Genomic DNA, 15,567 nt, shown 5'->3' on the forward strand with positions numbered 1-15,567 from the left:
GCATCTTCCGTGAGACTCGTATGAAAATTGAAAATCCGAATCCGATCCAATGGCGCTTTGCCGAACGCGCGGAACAGCTGCAAAGCTCGTTCATCCGCGAAATCCTGAAGATCACGCAGCGTCCCGAGATCATCTCGTTTGCCGGCGGCCTGCCCTCGCCCGCCACCTTCCCCGTGGAAGAAATGAAGACGGCCTTCGACAAGGTCCTGTCGAACAATGGCAAGGTGGCCCTGCAATACGGCCCCACCGACGGCTACCTGCCGCTGCGCCAGTGGATCGCCGACTCGCTCTCCAGCAATGGCAGCAGCATCGCGCCGGAACAGGTGCTGATGACGTCCGGCTCGCAGCAGGCGCTGGACTTGCTGGGCAAGGTCCTGATCGACGAAGGCAGCAAGGTGCTGGTGGAAACCCCCAGCTACCTGGGCGCGCTGCAGGCGTTTTCCGTCTACCGTCCCGAATTCGTTTCCGTCGATACCGATGACGAAGGCCTGGTGCCGTCGTCGGTCAACCCCGTCGCCGATGGCGCGCGCCTGTTGTACGCGCTGCCGAACTTCCAGAACCCCACGGGCCGCAGCCTGTCCGTGGCGCGCCGCGTGGAACTGGTGGAAACCTGCGCCCGCCACGGCCTGCCCCTGATCGAGGATGATCCGTACGGCGCCCTCAGCTACAGCGGCGAGCCGTATCCGAAGATGGTCAACATGAATCCGGACGGCGTGATCTACATGGGTTCGTTCTCCAAGGTGCTCACGCCAGGCATCCGCCTCGGCTACGTGGTGGCCCCGCCACCGCTGGTGCGCCGCCTGGAACTGGCCAAGCAGGCGGCCGACCTGCATACCTCGCAGCTGACGCAGATGGTCGTGCATGAAGTGATCAAGGATGGTTTCCTGGACCGCCATATCCCCAGCATCCGCAGCCTGTACGGCAACCAGTGCCAGGCCATGCTGTCGGCGCTGGAAGAGCACTTCCCGGCCGGCGTCACCTGGACCAGGCCGGAAGGCGGCATGTTCATCTGGGTCACCCTGCCGAAACACATCGACGCGATGCAGCTGCTCGACGAAGCCATCGCCAACAAAGTCGCCTTCGTGCCGGGCGCGCCGTTCTACGCGAACACGCCGGACACGCACACCTTGCGCCTGTCGTTCGTGACGGTGCCGCCGGAACGCATCCGCGAAGGCATCGCCATCCTGGGCAGACTGATCGCCGCAAAAATGTAATTGCCTCCCTTGCGCCCCGCATGCCGCGGGGCGCATCCCTGCTGCCCCAGGCGCCAACGGGCACGCATCTTTTTCGCCCAAAAACCGCTTTCACGACAGCAACTTCGTGGATTTATTTTTAAAAATAACATAAAGATAACATTTCATCATCTCGCGCGGCTGCGATTTTTCACCCAAAAAATTGGCAAAGCGGTATGATTTGAGCGCTGTATCAGATTTGAACCCGGTCAGCCCTTGACTGCACGTGTACATGCGCTCGCGGTCCGCGATCCGCGGCCAGGGCCACACTCCCGCTGCCACCCTGCCTGCCGCCATCCGCGGCGGCCATGGCATGCGGGGCTTCGGCAGCGCCGACAGTGCAGCAAATGCTGGCATCGCAGAGTACATCCGAGAAGGCCGGAAGCAATGAGTCCAGGCAGTGTGGGGCATACCCAGCGGCGTGTAGACGCCATTTTGATTGTCGACGATGCGCCGGCCAACCTTGAGCTGCTGCGCAAGCTGATGAGCGAACAAGGTTATCAAACCTATGTCGCCACGTCCGGCGAACGGGCGCTGGCCATCGCCCAGCGCGCCCATCCCGACCTGATCCTGCTCGACGTGCTGATGCCGGACATGGATGGCATCGAAACCTGCCGCCGCCTCAAGCAGCACCCGCTGACGCAGCGCATTCCCGTCATCTTCATGAGCGCCAAGACGGAGACGGAAGACGTGGTGGCCGGCTTCGACTGCGGCGCCGTCGATTACATCGGCAAGCCGCTGCGCATGGCCGAAGTGTGCGCCCGCGTGCGCGCCCAGCTGCAAATCCGCAGCAACAATGAGACGCAGCAGGAACAGGCCGAGCGCCTGCGCACCATCGTCAACAACATGGCCGAGGGCTTGCTGATCATCGAGGCCGACGGGCGCATCCAGTACACCAATCCCGCCTGCGACCAGTACCTGGGCTACCGCGAAAACGAACTGGCCGGGCGCTCCATCGCCGAGCTGCTCAGCCCTCTCGTGACGCAGGAGTACCTCGATTACTTTGCCATGTACGCGGCCAACCCGGAGACGGCGCACAACCACGGCACGCGCGAAGTGGCGATCCGCCACCGCAACGGCGAGGCGCTCAGCATGGACCTGACCCTGACGCCCATGTATCTGCGCCAGCCCCTGTATATCGGCCTGCTGCACGACATCACGCACCACAAGCAGTCGGAAGACGCGCTGCAGCGCGCCGCCTATCTCGACCCGCTGACGAAGATCGCCAACCGCCGGCATTTCGACAGCTTCCTGGAAAAGGAGTGGCAGCGCGCCGTGCGCGGCGGCAGCGCCCTGTCGCTGGTGGTGCTCGACGTTGACCACTTCAAGCTGTACAACGACAGCCTGGGCCACCCGGCCGGCGACAGCTGCCTGCAGCAGGTGGCGCAAGCCATCGATTCGCACGCCGCGCGCCCCGGCGACCTGGCGGCCCGCTACGGCGGCGAGGAGTTCGTCCTGCTGTTCGCCGACACGGATGCCGGCAGCGCCATGCTGCTGGCCGAAGCCATCCGCACGCACATCGAAGCGCTGCAACTGCCGCACCCGCGCTCCAGCACCTCGCCATGGATCACCGTCAGCATCGGCGTGGCCACCATCGAGCCGCACCAGCTGGACGACCGCAAGGCCCTGTTCGTGGCCGCCGACCGCGCCCTGTACGCGGCCAAGGAAGGGGGCCGCAACCAGGTGCGCGCCACGCATTCCGGCAGCACGGCCTGGGAGACGGTCAAGGCGCTCGTGCTTCGTTGATGTTTTCGGGCCAGGGCCAAGCGGGCCTGAAAAATAGCGAGGGCAAGGCGCAGCGACGCAGACAGTACGCATGTACGGCAAGGAGCTGCAACGCTGCCATCGGTATTTTCTCAGGCCCGTGTCTCCGGCCCGCCGTTCTTGACGTAAATCAGAACATCCTCGACACGCTCAGCTTTGCATTGCGTCCCACGCCCGTCACCGCCTCGCTCAGGTAGGGCATGTAATTGCGGTTGAAGACATTGTCCACCGTCAGGCGCACTTCCGTGCCGCGCCAGATGCCCTGCCGGCCATTCCACGAGGCGAACAGGGTATGCAGCGCATAGCCTTTCGACGGCGGCAAGCGGTACACATTGCCCACCGGCAGGACGCGGTCCTGTTTGGCGACAAAACGGCCCTGCCAGCCGATGCTCGCGCCCAGGTCCGGCATGCGCCAGCCCAGGCCCGCCATCAGCTTGTCCGGCGCGATCGTCGACACGGGTTCGTCCGCACCCCACGGGTCGCGCTGGGAGCCGCTGCGCGTGCCGCGCTGCTTCGACAGCGAGGCGCTGGCGAACAGGCGCGGCGAGTTGTAATAGGACTCGACTTCCACGCCCTGCGTATGGAAGCCGGCCAGGTTGCGGTAGTCGGACAGGGCCGGCGGCACCTTGCCCGATCCCGGCACATAGCCTTCGATCAGGATGCCCAGGCGCGGGCCGATGTTGTCGCTGACCTTGTTGCGGTAAGCCGTCAGGCGCAGTTGCACGTCGTCGCGCGCCATGAACACGTTCTGGCGGTGCAGCATGGCGCCCATGCGCACGGCCGTCACGCGCTCCACGGCCAGGTCGCGGCTGGTGCCCGGCGTGGACGAACCCAGCCTGGACGAGACATAGTATTCATTCGAATACATCTCGTCGATCGTCGGCGCGCGCCAGGTGCGGCTCAAGTCGCCGAACAGCGCCAGCGTGCCGGACGCCTTCCAGAACAGGCCCAGGCGGGGCGACCAGTCCTCGTGCGCCTTCTCGCTGAAATCGTGGCCCGCCTCGGGCAGCGGGCTGTTGTAGCGCGACGCCTTGTTCGGCACGCCCTCGGAGACGACGCGGTCATGGCGCAGCGCCGCCGTCAGGGTGAGGCTGCCATAGGTCATCGCGTCCTGCAGGTACAGGCCCGTGGTTTCCTGGCGCCCGGCCGGCATGTAGTAGGGCTGGAAGTAGCCATAGTTATACGTGGGGTCCTTCAGCGCCGTCGACGACGGGTAGTACATCAGGGTGTCGCGCACGTTCTTGTGCCATTGCAGGCCCGTTTGCAGCACGTGCGACACGGCGCCCGTGGAAAACACGCTTTCGTTGCGCACTTCGGCGATGCGGTCCACATACGAAGCCCAGCTCTCGTTGCCCAGCGAGCCCAGGTAGGAACCCAGCGAGGCCGACGGCAGGCGCTTGTCGTGCTGGTCCGTGTGCGAATAGCCGGCGCTGGCCGTCAGCTTGATCCACGGGTTGTCCTGCGGCGCGTACTGCCATTTCACGGAATACGTGTCGTCGTTCTGGTCGCGGTAGACGGCCTTGCGCTGCCACGCTTCTTCCAGGCCGTATTTCCTGATTTCCGCCTCGGTCGGCGTGGGTACGTCCTCGCCCATGGCGGCGAACGGCCCCCAGCCCGTGCTGCCGCTCTTCATCGCCGTCAGTGTCAGCAACTGCTCCGGCGTCAAACGGATATTCAGCTTCGCCAGGCTCGATGGCGCGTCGATGGCGGAAAAGCGGAACGGCTTGCCATCGGGCTTGCGCAAATCGTCGGACTTGCGCTGCGTGGTAAAAGCCATCGCATCGAAGCGGCCATCGGCCGTGCGGCCGTAGACGGCCACGGTGGCGTCGTTTTCCCCATTGTTCGAGTGGCGCGAATATTTCACCATGGCGCCCACGTTCTCGCCGCCTTCCAGCAAGTCCTGCGCATCCTTGGTCTCGACCGTGATGACGCCGCCAAAGCCGCCATTGCCATACAGGCTGGTATGCGCACCCTTGTTGACTTCGATCTGCTTGATCAGTTCCGGCTCGATGAAGATGGAACCCTGGCGGTATTTTTCGAACCCCTTGGGCACGCCGTCGAGGATGACCTTCACGTCCTGGACTTTATTGAAGCCCCAGATATTGAGGCTCTGGCCGCTGGGACGGGCCGTGCCGGCCAGGTCCACGCCGGGCAAGGTGTCGAGCAGCGAGGCGACGTTGTCCGCTTGCTGGCGTTCGATGTCGGCGCTGCTGATGTACGAACGTCCGGCCGTGCCGGCGCTGATGGCGTCGCCAAACACGCTGATGGCGGGCATCTGCGTGTCGTTGTTCGCCGCGTCGTCCTTCCCGGCCTTGTCGGCCGCCCAGGCGGCGCCGCCCACGCTGCCCAGCACCAGTGCCAGCGCGGCGGCCATCGGCGTCAAGCCGCCCGTACGCGCCGTGGCGCGCCATCCTTGTTTGCTGCTGATCTTCATTGCTATCCTTGCCTGGGGTTGCCCACTACTTATGCTTCTGGAATGAAAAATGCTGGGCAGAGGGAACAGACAGTGCACGATCAAGCGGCGGCGTTGAAGGAAGCGTGGCGGCGGCATTCTGCCCGCGCGAAAACGCGCCGGCGCGGGGCCGGCGGCGTAGCGCACTCACCGGGGATATATTGCCTTAGTGAAATGCGGAACACATCATAACTCCAATGCGAATGATTCGCAATACGATTTGATGACTACTTATTCAGGATAGCCGGTGATGTCGGCAATCTCGCGGTACAGGGGCTGCAGCCGCGCATACATCTTGCGGTACACGCGCCGGTACAGCTGCTCGTAAGTCTGGCTGTGCCCGGGATGCGGCTGGAATACCCTGCCCTTGCGCGTCATGGCCTGCACGGCGGCGGGGAAATCCGCATGCCAGCCCAGGCCCACGGCGGCGGCGATGGCGGCGCCCAGGCCCGAGCTTTCATACACGTGGGCGCGCGCGGCGGGCAAGCCGAAGATGTCGGCCGTCAGCTGCATGGCCGCGTCGCTTTGCGAGCCGCCGCCCGCGATGCGCAGCTCCGTGATGGCAATGCCGCTGCGCTGCTCGATGCGCTCCTTGCCTTCGCGCAGCGCATACGCCAGGCCTTCGAGGATGGCGCGGTAGATGTGCGCGCGCGTGTGCACGTCGCCAAAGCCGATCATGGCGCCCTTCGCTTCCGGTCCCGGCACCTTGATGCCGGGGCTCCAGTACGGCTGCAGCATCAGGCCCATGGAACCGGGCGGCACGGCCTCGACCAGGCGGTCGAACAGCGCCTCGGCGGACAAACCCGTGCCATCTTCGGCGGCGGCCGCCCGTTCGCGGTCGCCGAACTGCTCCTTGAACCAGTTGACCATCCAGTAGCCGCGGAAGATCTGCACTTCCGTGCTGTAGGCGCCCGGCATGGCGGCCGGATACGGGGGAATGAAGCGCGTCACTTCCACGTACTTGCGGTTGGTCGTGTTGATGGTGGCCGTGGTGCCGTAGCTGAGGCACGCCACGTGCGGCTCGACGCAGCCGGCGCCCAGCACTTCGCACGCCTTGTCAGCGGCGGCCGCCAGCAGGGGGGTACCTTCCGGGATGCCCGTCGCCGCGGCCGCCGCGGCCGTGATGGCGCCCATGCGTGTGCCCGGCGTCACCAGCTCGGGCAGCATGGCGCGTTGAATCGCCAGCGCCTGCCACTTCCAGTCGAAGCGCCCGGCCCACGCGTGGCGCTTGTAGTCAAACGGGATATACGCCACCTGCGAACCCGTCGAATCGACGTAATTGCCGCACAAGCGGTGATTCAGAAAACCCGACAGCAGCAGGAATTTATGCGTGCGGCGCCAGATGTCGGGCTGGTGCGCGCTGATCCAGTTGATTTCGGCCTCGCGGCGGAAATACGCAATCGTGCCATCGAGGCGCGTGACGCGGAAAGCGGCGCGCCACCACGGCGCCAGCCGGGGAATCTGGCGCGTGCTGCGCTGGTCCAGCCAGGTGATGGCGGGCCGCAAAGGCTGGCCCTCCCGGTCCACATTGACCACCGTGCCGCGCTGCGTGGTCACGGCCACGCCGGCCACCAAGGACCTGGCTATGTCCGTGCCGCGCCACAGCTGCTGGCACGCTTCGCACACGGCTTGCCAGTAGCCGCCGGCGTCATGCTCGGCCCATCCCGGGTGCTCGGAGTAGTACGGTTCGAGGAAGACTTGCGCCTTGGCCGCCAGCGTGCCGTCCCGGTCGAACAGCAGCGCGCGCACGCTTTGCGTGCCATTGTCGATGGAGAGGATATACGGGCCATTGCCCTGTGCGGCGGCCATCTCAGGCCACGCTGGCCAGCGCGGCGCGCAGCGCCTGCAGCAGCGCCTGCGGATCTTTTTCCGGCTGCGCGCTGAACACGGGCGCTTCCCAGTCCTGTCCCCGCACGGCCACCACGCGCAAGCGCCCCTGCGCATGCCAGGCCGGATACCAGCCCACGTCGACGATGTCGCCATTCGCGCACGTGATCTGCAGCAGGTCTTCCCCCAGGTCGTCGATGAGGGCGGCCACGCTCTGGCGCAGGTCCAGCGGCGACAGGCTGTCATAGGTGATGCGGGCGTCGCCCAGCGCCAGGGGCTGGCCAAACAAGGTGGTCTCGATGATGCTCTCCTCTTTTATAGTCTTATCGCTGTTTTTATCGCTGCTTTTATCATTGCGTCATTCGCCTTGCGGCACGCTGTAATGACTGCGCCACAGGGCCAGGTAGCGCGCCTGCTCGGCATCCCAGCGCACATCATCCCACCCCAGTTCGCGCTGGCAGATACTGCGCAGGCGCGGCATGATAGCAAGCGCGCCGCCGGCCAGCTGCAAACCGAGGCGCGTGCGCCGCAGCAGCAGGTCGTCCAGGTGCTGCACGTCTTCGTTGCGCGCGCCCCAGCGCAGCTGCGCCCACAGGGTCTGCGTGCCGGGAGCCGGCGCCAGCTCGCCCTCGTGCGCCGCATCGCACAGCGCCTGCGCGGCCGCGCCGTGGCGGCCCAGCAAGCGCGCGCGCTGTTCGCCATCGAGCGCCAGGGCCTTGCCCGACAGGGGCGGCGCGGCATCGAAAATGGGTTGCGGACGCAAATCCGCCTGCCAGCCCGGCAGCAGCGGCGCGGCCTGGCGCAGCGCGTCGAGGGCGATCACGCGGAACGTCGTCAGCTTGCCGCCCGCCACCGTCAGCAAGCCGTTTTCCAGCCACAGCGCATGTTCGCGCGCTTCCTTCGACGGGTCAAGCTGGCCGCTGTCGATCACGGGACGCACGCCGGCAAACGTGGCCAGCACATCGTCTTCGCCCAGCGCCAGCTGCGGGAATTGCCAGCGCAGCGCCGCCAGCAGGTAATCGAGTTCGGCGCGCGTGATGGCCGGTTCCAGGTCCAGGCTGGCGCGGTGGTCCACATCGGTGGTGCCCACCAGGGTCACGCCCTCCCAGGGATAGGCGAAGACGGGCCGGCCATCGCGCGGATGCATCAGGCTGACGGCCTGCGCCAGCGGCAAACGCCAGGCGGGCAGCAGCAGATGGCTGCCGCGCAGGGGCCGCAGCTTCGGTTTTTCTCCCGCCTGGCCGCGCAAGCCATCGGCCCAGGCGCCCGTGGCGCTGATTACCAGGCGCGCGCGCACGGCGGGCGCCGCGCCATCGAGCGCATCGATCAACGTGGCGCCGACGACCTTGCCATCTTCGCGCAGCAGCGATGCCACGCCCAGGTAATTGACGGCCACGCCGCCATGGCGGCGCGCTTCCTGCAGCACGCGCAGCACCAGGCGCGCATCGTCCGTCTTGGCATCCTGGTACAGCATGCCGCCCCGCAGCCCCTCGCGCTGGACGTGCGGCGCCAGCATGCAAAAATCCGCCGCATCGACATAGCGGCGCGCGCGCCGGCCCGCCATCACGTCATAGATGGCCAGGCCCAGCATGAACTGGCGCCGGCCCGGCTTCCTGCCCGCGTAGTCGCCGAAGGCAAAGCCTTGCGGCTCGACCAGCCCTGCCGCATCCGCCAGCAAGGCTTGCCGCTCATGCACCGACTCGCGCGTCATCGCAAACTGGCCCTGCTTCAGATAGCGCAAGCCGCCGTGCACCAGCTTCGAGGAGCGGCTCGACGTGCCCCAGGCGAAATCGCGCTGCTCCACCAGCAGCGCCGTCAAGCCGCGGCGCGCCGCTTCCAGCAGGATGCCGGCGCCCGTGATGCCGCCGCCCACGATCAGCACATCCCATTCGCGCGCCAGCACGCCAGGCAGATCCGCCCTGCGCGGCGCGGCGGCGTTCACAAGCCGCCTCCCGCCTCGGGCAGCAGTTTGCCGGGGTTCATCATGCCCTGCGGGTCGAACTGGCGGAACAGCGCGCGCATGGCCGCGATGCCCAGTTCCCCTTTTTCCGCTGCCAGCCACGGCGCGTGGTCCGTGCCCACGCCATGCTGGTGGCTGATGGTGCCGCCGTTGGCGACGATGGCGGCGCTGGCCGCATCCTTCAGGCTGCGCCAGCGCGCCATGTTTTCCTCGTACGTGGGCGCCAGCCGGTATACATACGTGGTGTATACGCTGGCGCCCTGCGCATACACGTGCGACAGGTGCGTGTAGGCGTGCACCTGCTCGCCGTGCGCGGCCAGCGCGCCCGCCCCCGCCTGCTCCAGCGCCGCCATCATCGGCGCCACGCGGGACCAGTCGACGGCCGTTTCCACCGTGTCGATGACGTAACCGTGTTCCCAGGCGCCATTGCGCAGGTAGACGTTGCGAAAGCGCCCCTGCTTCCACTTCTCGCCCATGTGGCGCCCCACATGCACGCCCCTGTGCCGCCGGGCCAGCGCCAGCGCGCCGCGCAGGGCCGCGCGCGCCGGCTTTTCTTCCCCGCTGACGCCCACCATCAGCATGCATTTGCCTTCGCCGCAGCCGCGCAGGGACAGGTAGCGCTCCAGCCAGCCCACCAGCTTCCTGTGGCCGGCCAGGGTCAGCATGGTCTGCGTTTCCAGCGCGTTCGACAGGCGCAGCATGCACAGGGGCAGGCGCGCCTGGGCCAGCGCCCGCACGGCCGCCTGCGCCTGGCCCCAGTCGGCGAAAAACACGGCGTGGAACGCTTCATGGGACGGCAGCGGCGAGACGCGCACGGTGGCTTGCGTCAGGATGCCCAGCCGCCCTTCGGAGCCGAGCACCATTTCGCGCAGGTCGATGCCGGCCGCCGAAGCGGGAAACGTGGGGATGCTCAGGGTGCCGCAAGGCGTTTCCACCTCGCCGCCCGCGAACAGCTGCTCGATGCGGCCATAGCGCAAGGATTGCTGGCCCGAGGAGCGCGTGGCGATCCAGCCGCCCAGGGTGGAGTATTCGAACGACTGCGGATAGTGGCCCAGCGTATAGCCATGCGCGCGCAGCTGCGCTTCCAGGTCGGGGCCGTAGACGCCCGCGCCGAACGTGGCCAGCTGCGCCTCGCGGTCCAGGTGGCCCAGCGCAGATAAGCGCTGGAGGCTCAGCGACAGCACGGGACGCGGCCCCGCCGCCACCGTCAGGTGCCCGGCCACGCTGGTGCCGCCGCCGTGCGGTATCACGGCCACGCAGGCGTGGCGCGCATACTCGAGCAGTTGGCGCACCTGCAGCGCGCTGTCGGGAAAGGCCACGCCATCGGGCACCGCGCCGATGCGCCCGTGGCGCAGCTTGAACCAGTCGGGCAGGCTTTGGCCGAGTGCATGGCGCACGCGCGTGGCAGGCCGGGTATCGATCAGCGGATGCGGCGCCAGGCGCGACGCGGGCACCTGCGCGCAGGCGTCGTCAAAGGTCGCGTCGAGCATGGGGCTGCCCGGTCCCAGGCGCGCGCCCAGGAATGCCAGCGCCTCCGCACTCAGCGCGTACGTGACGCTCTCGTCCCCCCAGCCATTCCAGCGTTGCATCGGTTTCTCCCTGTGCAGTCCCAGTTGCGCGCCACGGCGGCTTGCTATACTGTCCTTGCCAGATCAACAGCATATGCCGCCACAGGCCAGGGGTATTGGTTTTTCATGACAATCGCATTGTTCCATCATGCCAGGCGCTGACAGCCACCACGCGGAAGGCCGGGTCGCCGGCGCCTATCTGCAGCCGCTGCTGGAAGCGGCCGGCGCGCACGGCATCGCAGCGGCCACCCTGGCGCAGGCGGCCGGCGTGGCGCCGCACAACCTGGAAGCGTCCGCGCCCAGCCTGGCCGCGCGCGACTACGTGCGCCTGCTCGATGCGGGCGCCCAGCTGGCGGGCGACGCGCATTTCGGCCTGCACGTGGGCCAGCGCGTGCGCATGGGCACCTACAGCGCCTACGGTTTGATACTGCTCAGTTGCAGCAACGTGGGCCAGGCGCTGGAACAGACGGCCCGCTACGAACGGCTGGCGCACGACCTGGGCCGCTCGACCCTGCAGCGCGACGGCGCCGTCGCGCATTACCGCTGGGCCAGCAACTATCCGGGCGCCAGCCGGCACCTGGTCGACAGCGTCTTTGCCGGCATCCGCGTGTGCGGCGACTGGCTGGCGGGCATGCCGCTGCCGCCGGCCCGGCTGGCGTTCACGCACGATGGCGGCGGCGAGCTGCAGCGCCACGCGGCGCACCGCGACGAATACGTGCGCGTGCTGGGCAGCCTGCCCGCCTTCAACGCCCCCGCCAACACCGCCACCTTCGACGCGCAATTGCTGGACTGGCCCGTGCCGAACGCCGACGTCAGCCTGTACCCCGTGCTGTGCCAGCATGCGGAGCAGTTGCTGGCGCAGCGCCAGGCCGCAGCCGGGACGGGCGGCGGCATCGAAGCGCAGGTGCATGCGGCCATCGTGGGCGGCTTGCGCCAGGGTTCCGCGCGCCTGGCTACCGTTGCCGCCGCCTTGGCCGTCACGCCGCGCACCCTGCAGCGCAAGCTGGCCGACGCGGGCACCAGTTTCCAGGCCCTGCTGGACCAGGCCAGGTACGGCCTGGCGCGCGATTATCTGCGCCAGCCGGGCCTGTCGCTGGTCGACATCGCCTTCCTGCTGGGCTACCAGGAACAGAGCGCCTTCAACCATGCGTTTCGCGTGTGGACGGGCACCAATCCCGGCGCCTGGCGCCTGCAGGAATTGCAGGCCAGGCAAGCGGACGTATAGGCGTGCGCGGGCCATGCCTGGCGCGTTTTCTGGCTATACTGGCATAGTCTGACCTCCCACGATCACTCCAACCCGCAATGCAAAGGATTAATATGCAACTCAAAGACAAAGTCGCACTGATTACCGGCGCCGCCAGTGGTATCGGCAAGGAAATGGCTATTGAATACGCGAAACAGGGCGCCAAGGTCGTCATCGCCGACCTGGCCCTGGAAGCGGCCAGCAAGACGGCCGAGGAAATCAAGCAGTCGGGCGGCCAGGCGTTTGCCGTCGCCATGGATGTTTCCAGCGAAGCACAAGTCGACCAGGGCGTGGCGGATGCCGCGGCCCACTTCGGCGGCATCGATATCCTGATCAGCAACGCGGGCATCCAGATCATCAGCCCCGTCGTCGACTACCCGTTCGACCAGTGGAAAAAGATGCTGGCCATCCACCTGGACGGCGCCTTCCTCACCACGCGCGCCTGCATGCGCGAAATGATCAAGGCGGGCCGCGGCGGCGCCATCATCTACATGGGTTCCGTGCACTCGCACGAAGGCTCGCCGTTCAAGAGCGCCTATGTGGCCGCCAAGCACGGTTTGCTGGGCCTGGCCAAGGTGGTGGCCAAGGAAGGCGCGAAAGACCATATCCGCGCCAACGTCATCTGCCCCGGCTTCGTGCGCACGCCGCTGGTCGACAAGCAAATCCCCGAACAGGCGGCCCAGCTGAAGATCACGGAAGAGGAAGTGATCAAGAATGTGATGCTGAAGGAAACCATCGACGGCGAATTCACCACCACGCAGGACGTGGCGCAAACGGCCGTGTTCCTGGCAGCGTTCCCGTCGACGGCGCTGAGCGGCCAGTCCATCGTCGTCAGCCACGGCTGGCACATGCAGTAATCGTCACGCCCGCCCGCATCGGCTGCGCGGCAGTGATGTGGGCGGGCGTTGCCGCGCAAGCGCATTCACCTTTCCGTATTCCACCCGAAAGCTTTTCCATTGCAAGACAACACTTACCGCCACCCGCGCGCGGGCTGGCCGGGGCGCCTGTTTGCCGCGCTCGCCAACTGCACGCACTTTGCCAACATTCGCCAGGCCATCCTGTCCCGCCTGCCTTTCGTCACCCTGCATAGCGACGTGCGCGACGTCGTGTACGTGAGCTGGCTGGTCGACGCGCAGGCCGCGCAGCAACTGCTGCCCGCCGGCGTGACCTTGTGGCAGCGCGACGGCAAGACGCCGTTCACGGTGCTGACCTACCGCCACGGGCATTTCGGTCCTGCCCTGCCGGGCCCGCTGCGCCGCCTGCTGCCATCGCCCCTGCAAAGCAACTGGCGCCTGTACCTGGACCACACGCCGCCAGGCGCGCCCGCCGTACCCTGCGTCTACTTCCTGAAAAACATCATGGATAGCCTGCCCCATGCGCTGGGCACGCGGCTGTTCAGCGATATCCTGCCCACGCACCTGGCTGCCGGCATGACCCTGGACGTCACTGCCACGCAGGCCCGCTGCAGCATTGCCGGCGGCGCCGGCAGCGCCCCGCCGCTGGACGTGCAGGCGGACATCGCCGCGGAGCGCGCGCTCGATACGGATTGGCAGCAACTGTTCGGCAACTGGCACGACGCCGTCGCCTTCCTCGCCTGCCAGGATGCGGCCATCGCGCACGTGCCCCGCAACGGCAAGCTGGTCTTCGGCGAAATCGACTTGCCCGTTGATCTGGATCAAGTGCAAGCGCTGGCGGCCTTGCGCGCCGATTGCGGCTTGCTGGGGCAGTTGCCGCCCCTGTCGCCGCCGTTTGCCTTCCTCGTGCGCAAGATCCCGTTCAAGGCGTTGTCAGAGCGCCTGCTGTAGCGCGGCGGCGCTCCCCCGTGCGCGGGGAAGTGGCGGCGCTTGCCTGGCCGCCGCGCCGCCGGTCCAGCTTGAACAAGGCCATCGCTTGCTCCAGCTGCAAGGTCTGGTCCTGCAAGGACGCCGAGGCGGCCGCCGATTCCTCCACCAGCGCCGCGTTCTGCTGCGTCACTTCATCCATCTGCGTGACGGCCATGTTGACCTGGCCGATGCCGTGGCTTTGCTCGCGCGAAGCGGAAGCGATCTCTTCCATGATGCCGTGCACGCCCTGCACGGCGCCCAGCATCTCGGCGCTGCTGGCGCCCGCCTGCTGCGCCAGCTTCGCGCCCGCCTGCACCTGCGCCAAAGACGCCGTGATCAATTGCTTGATTTCCGTGGCGGCTGCCGCGCTGCGGTGCGCCAGGCTGCGCACCTCGCCCGCCACGACGGCAAAGCCCCGTCCCTGGTCGCCCGCGCGCGCCGCTTCCACGGCCGCGTTCAAGGCCAGGATATTCGTCTGGAAGGCGATGCCCTCGATGATGCCCGTAATGTCGCCGATCTTCTTCGACGAGGCGTCAATGTCCGCCATCATGCTCACCATCTGGCCGACGATCTCGCCGCCCCGCCCCGCCAGGCCATGCACTTTGCCCGCCATGTCGCTGGCCTGCACGGCGTTGCCGCTGTTTTGCTGCACCGTGGCGGCCAGCTGCTCCATGCTCGAAGCCGTCTGCTGCAGGGCGGACGCCTGCGCTTCCGTGCGCCCCGACAAGTCCATATTGCCGGCGGCGATTTCCTGGCTGGCCATGCTGATGCGCAAGAAATTACCGCGCACATCGCCCACGATGGAGTGCAGATTTACGCGCAACTGGCGCAGCGAGCGCAGCAGTTGTCCCATCTCGTCGCGCCGCGTCGTATCGAGCTCGCCCGTCAGGTCGCCGCCCGCCATCACGTCGCAAGCCTGGCGCGCCTGCTGCAGCGGCTGCAGCACGGCGCGGTGCAGGCTGTGCCAGAAATACAGGGTTGCGCACAAGCCCGCCACGGACAAGCCCGTCAGCCAGCCGCCCGCGCTGGCCGGCAGCACGCCCGCATTCCACGCCAGCTGCAGCAGCAATACCAGGCTCAGCAAGCCCAGGTTCCAGCCGATGCGCTTGCCCAGCGGCAAGTCGCGCAAGCTGGCCAGCCGGGCCAGCCAGCCCGTGCGCACGGCCGCGCCCTGGCTGATGACGATGCCGCCGGCTTGCCCCGCCTTGATGCGCGCATACAGGGCGGACGCCTGCGCCACCTGCTGGCGCGTGGGCTTGGTGCGCACGGACATGTAGCCGACGGCCACGCCATCCTCGACCACGGGCGTGACATTGGCCAGCACCCAGTAGTAATCGCCATTCTTGCAGCGGTTTTTCACCATGCCGCTCCACGAGCGCCCCGAGCGGATGGTGGCCCAGAAATCGGCAAACGCTTCGACCGGCATGTCCGGGTGGCGCAGGATGTTTTGCGGCGCGCCGATCAATTCTTCGGCGCTGTAGCCGCTGACGGCGATGAAATACGGGTTCGCATACGTGATATTGCCTTGCAAGTCGGTAGTCGAGACGATGGTCTCGGTATCGCTCAGATTGATCTCGGTATCGCTGACGGGAAGATTGAGTCGCATGGTCGGATCCTTGGCTGTAGCCCGTGCAGGCACGGGGAAGCGGGCAAATGCCAGACGGCAGGAAGCCGGCGGCAGTCTGCACCGATATCTTA

12 protein-coding genes are annotated in these 15,567 nt (G+C 66.9%); 5 read left to right on the top strand and 7 right to left on the bottom strand.

Annotation, left to right across the window (positions count from 1 at the left end; genetic code table 11):
- Nucleotides 1-20 precede the first annotated feature (20 nt).
- Nucleotides 21-1,214 (top strand): PLP-dependent aminotransferase family protein, encoded by a 1,194-nt coding sequence (locus GCN74_RS13710; protein ID WP_152257185.1) that lies wholly within the window; start codon nucleotides 21-23, stop codon nucleotides 1,212-1,214.
- Nucleotides 1,215-1,304: 90 nt separating this feature from the next.
- On the opposite strand, the gene GCN74_RS28740 is transcribed toward GCN74_RS13710, so the two are convergent.
- Complete coding sequence (locus GCN74_RS28740; RefSeq protein WP_193317074.1) at nucleotides 1,305-1,727, bottom strand: hypothetical protein; 423 nt, start codon at nucleotides 1,725-1,727, stop codon at nucleotides 1,305-1,307.
- Here GCN74_RS28740 and GCN74_RS13715 point away from each other — a divergent pair.
- Nucleotides 1,620-2,978, top strand: coding sequence for a diguanylate cyclase domain-containing protein (locus GCN74_RS13715; protein WP_152257187.1), 1,359 nt, complete (start codon nucleotides 1,620-1,622; stop codon nucleotides 2,976-2,978). The genes GCN74_RS28740 and GCN74_RS13715 overlap by 108 nt on opposite strands.
- Nucleotides 2,979-3,126: 148 nt before the next feature.
- Here GCN74_RS13715 and GCN74_RS13720 read toward each other — a convergent pair whose 3' ends face one another.
- The 5 genes from GCN74_RS13720 to GCN74_RS13740 all read right to left on the bottom strand — a co-directional run bounded on the left by GCN74_RS13720 (nucleotide 3,127) and on the right by GCN74_RS13740 (nucleotide 10,824).
- Nucleotides 3,127-5,430, bottom strand: a complete 2,304-nt coding sequence (locus tag GCN74_RS13720) for a TonB-dependent hemoglobin/transferrin/lactoferrin family receptor (protein WP_193317070.1) — start codon at nucleotides 5,428-5,430, stop codon at nucleotides 3,127-3,129.
- 249 nt (nucleotides 5,431-5,679) lie between these two features.
- On the bottom strand, nucleotides 5,680-7,257 hold the full coding sequence (locus GCN74_RS13725; RefSeq protein WP_152257188.1) for an FGGY-family carbohydrate kinase: 1,578 nt from the start codon (nucleotides 7,255-7,257) through the stop codon (nucleotides 5,680-5,682).
- Between the two features lies 1 nt (nucleotide 7,258).
- Nucleotides 7,259-7,564 (bottom strand): hypothetical protein, encoded by a 306-nt coding sequence (locus GCN74_RS13730; RefSeq protein ID WP_152257189.1) that lies wholly within the window; start codon nucleotides 7,562-7,564, stop codon nucleotides 7,259-7,261.
- 69 nt (nucleotides 7,565-7,633) lie between these two features.
- A complete protein-coding gene (locus tag GCN74_RS13735) occupies nucleotides 7,634-9,217 on the bottom strand; it encodes a glycerol-3-phosphate dehydrogenase/oxidase (protein ID WP_152257190.1) in 1,584 nt (527 codons plus the stop codon).
- Nucleotides 9,214-10,824 (bottom strand): FAD-binding oxidoreductase, encoded by a 1,611-nt coding sequence (locus GCN74_RS13740; RefSeq protein ID WP_152257191.1) that lies wholly within the window; start codon nucleotides 10,822-10,824, stop codon nucleotides 9,214-9,216. Before GCN74_RS13740 ends, GCN74_RS13735 begins: the two co-directional genes overlap by 4 nt.
- 127 nt (nucleotides 10,825-10,951) lie before the next feature.
- Between GCN74_RS13740 and GCN74_RS13745 the strand changes: the two genes are divergently transcribed.
- The 3 genes from GCN74_RS13745 to GCN74_RS13755 all read left to right on the top strand — a co-directional run bounded on the left by GCN74_RS13745 (nucleotide 10,952) and on the right by GCN74_RS13755 (nucleotide 13,851).
- Nucleotides 10,952-12,028 carry an AraC family transcriptional regulator gene (locus GCN74_RS13745; protein WP_152257192.1) on the top strand — a complete coding sequence of 359 codons (1,077 nt, stop codon included), beginning with the start codon at nucleotides 10,952-10,954 and terminating at the stop codon, nucleotides 12,026-12,028.
- Between the two features lie 92 nt (nucleotides 12,029-12,120).
- Nucleotides 12,121-12,903: a 3-hydroxybutyrate dehydrogenase gene (locus GCN74_RS13750; protein ID WP_152257193.1), complete on the top strand. Its 783-nt coding sequence runs from the start codon at nucleotides 12,121-12,123 to the stop codon at nucleotides 12,901-12,903.
- A gap of 99 nt (nucleotides 12,904-13,002) precedes the next feature.
- The gene (locus GCN74_RS13755; protein WP_152257194.1) at nucleotides 13,003-13,851 is read left to right on the top strand and encodes a DUF2071 domain-containing protein; all 849 of its coding nucleotides are present in this window, start codon (nucleotides 13,003-13,005) and stop codon (nucleotides 13,849-13,851) included.
- Here the strand turns inward: GCN74_RS13755 and GCN74_RS13760 are convergent.
- Nucleotides 13,823-15,475, bottom strand: a complete 1,653-nt coding sequence (locus tag GCN74_RS13760) for a PAS domain-containing methyl-accepting chemotaxis protein (protein ID WP_152257195.1) — start codon at nucleotides 15,473-15,475, stop codon at nucleotides 13,823-13,825. The genes GCN74_RS13755 and GCN74_RS13760 overlap by 29 nt on opposite strands.
- Nucleotides 15,476-15,567 lie beyond the last annotated feature (92 nt).

It is taken from the genome of Janthinobacterium sp. FT14W (assembly GCF_009208755.1).
GTDB classification, from domain to species: Bacteria; Pseudomonadota; Gammaproteobacteria; order Burkholderiales; family Burkholderiaceae_D; genus Janthinobacterium; species Janthinobacterium violaceinigrum.

What these genes read in the sequence shown, in the direction of transcription:
- GCN74_RS13725 (WP_152257188.1), bottom strand. Translation starts at nt 7,257, where the DNA reads ATGGCCGCCGCACAGGGCAATGGCCCGTATATCCTCTCCATCGACAAT.
- GCN74_RS13760 (WP_152257195.1), bottom strand. Translation starts at nt 15,475, where the DNA reads ATGCGACTCAATCTTCCCGTCAGCGATACCGAGATCAATCTGAGCGAT.
- GCN74_RS13710 (WP_152257185.1), top strand. Translation starts at nt 21, where the DNA reads ATGAAAATTGAAAATCCGAATCCGATCCAATGGCGCTTTGCCGAACGC.
- GCN74_RS13750 (WP_152257193.1), top strand. Translation starts at nt 12,121, where the DNA reads ATGCAACTCAAAGACAAAGTCGCACTGATTACCGGCGCCGCCAGTGGT.
- GCN74_RS13720 (WP_193317070.1), bottom strand. Translation starts at nt 5,430, where the DNA reads ATGAAGATCAGCAGCAAACAAGGATGGCGCGCCACGGCGCGTACGGGC.
- GCN74_RS13715 (WP_152257187.1), top strand. Translation starts at nt 1,620, where the DNA reads ATGAGTCCAGGCAGTGTGGGGCATACCCAGCGGCGTGTAGACGCCATT.
- GCN74_RS13745 (WP_152257192.1), top strand. Translation starts at nt 10,952, where the DNA reads ATGCCAGGCGCTGACAGCCACCACGCGGAAGGCCGGGTCGCCGGCGCC.
- GCN74_RS13740 (WP_152257191.1), bottom strand. Translation starts at nt 10,824, where the DNA reads ATGCAACGCTGGAATGGCTGGGGGGACGAGAGCGTCACGTACGCGCTG.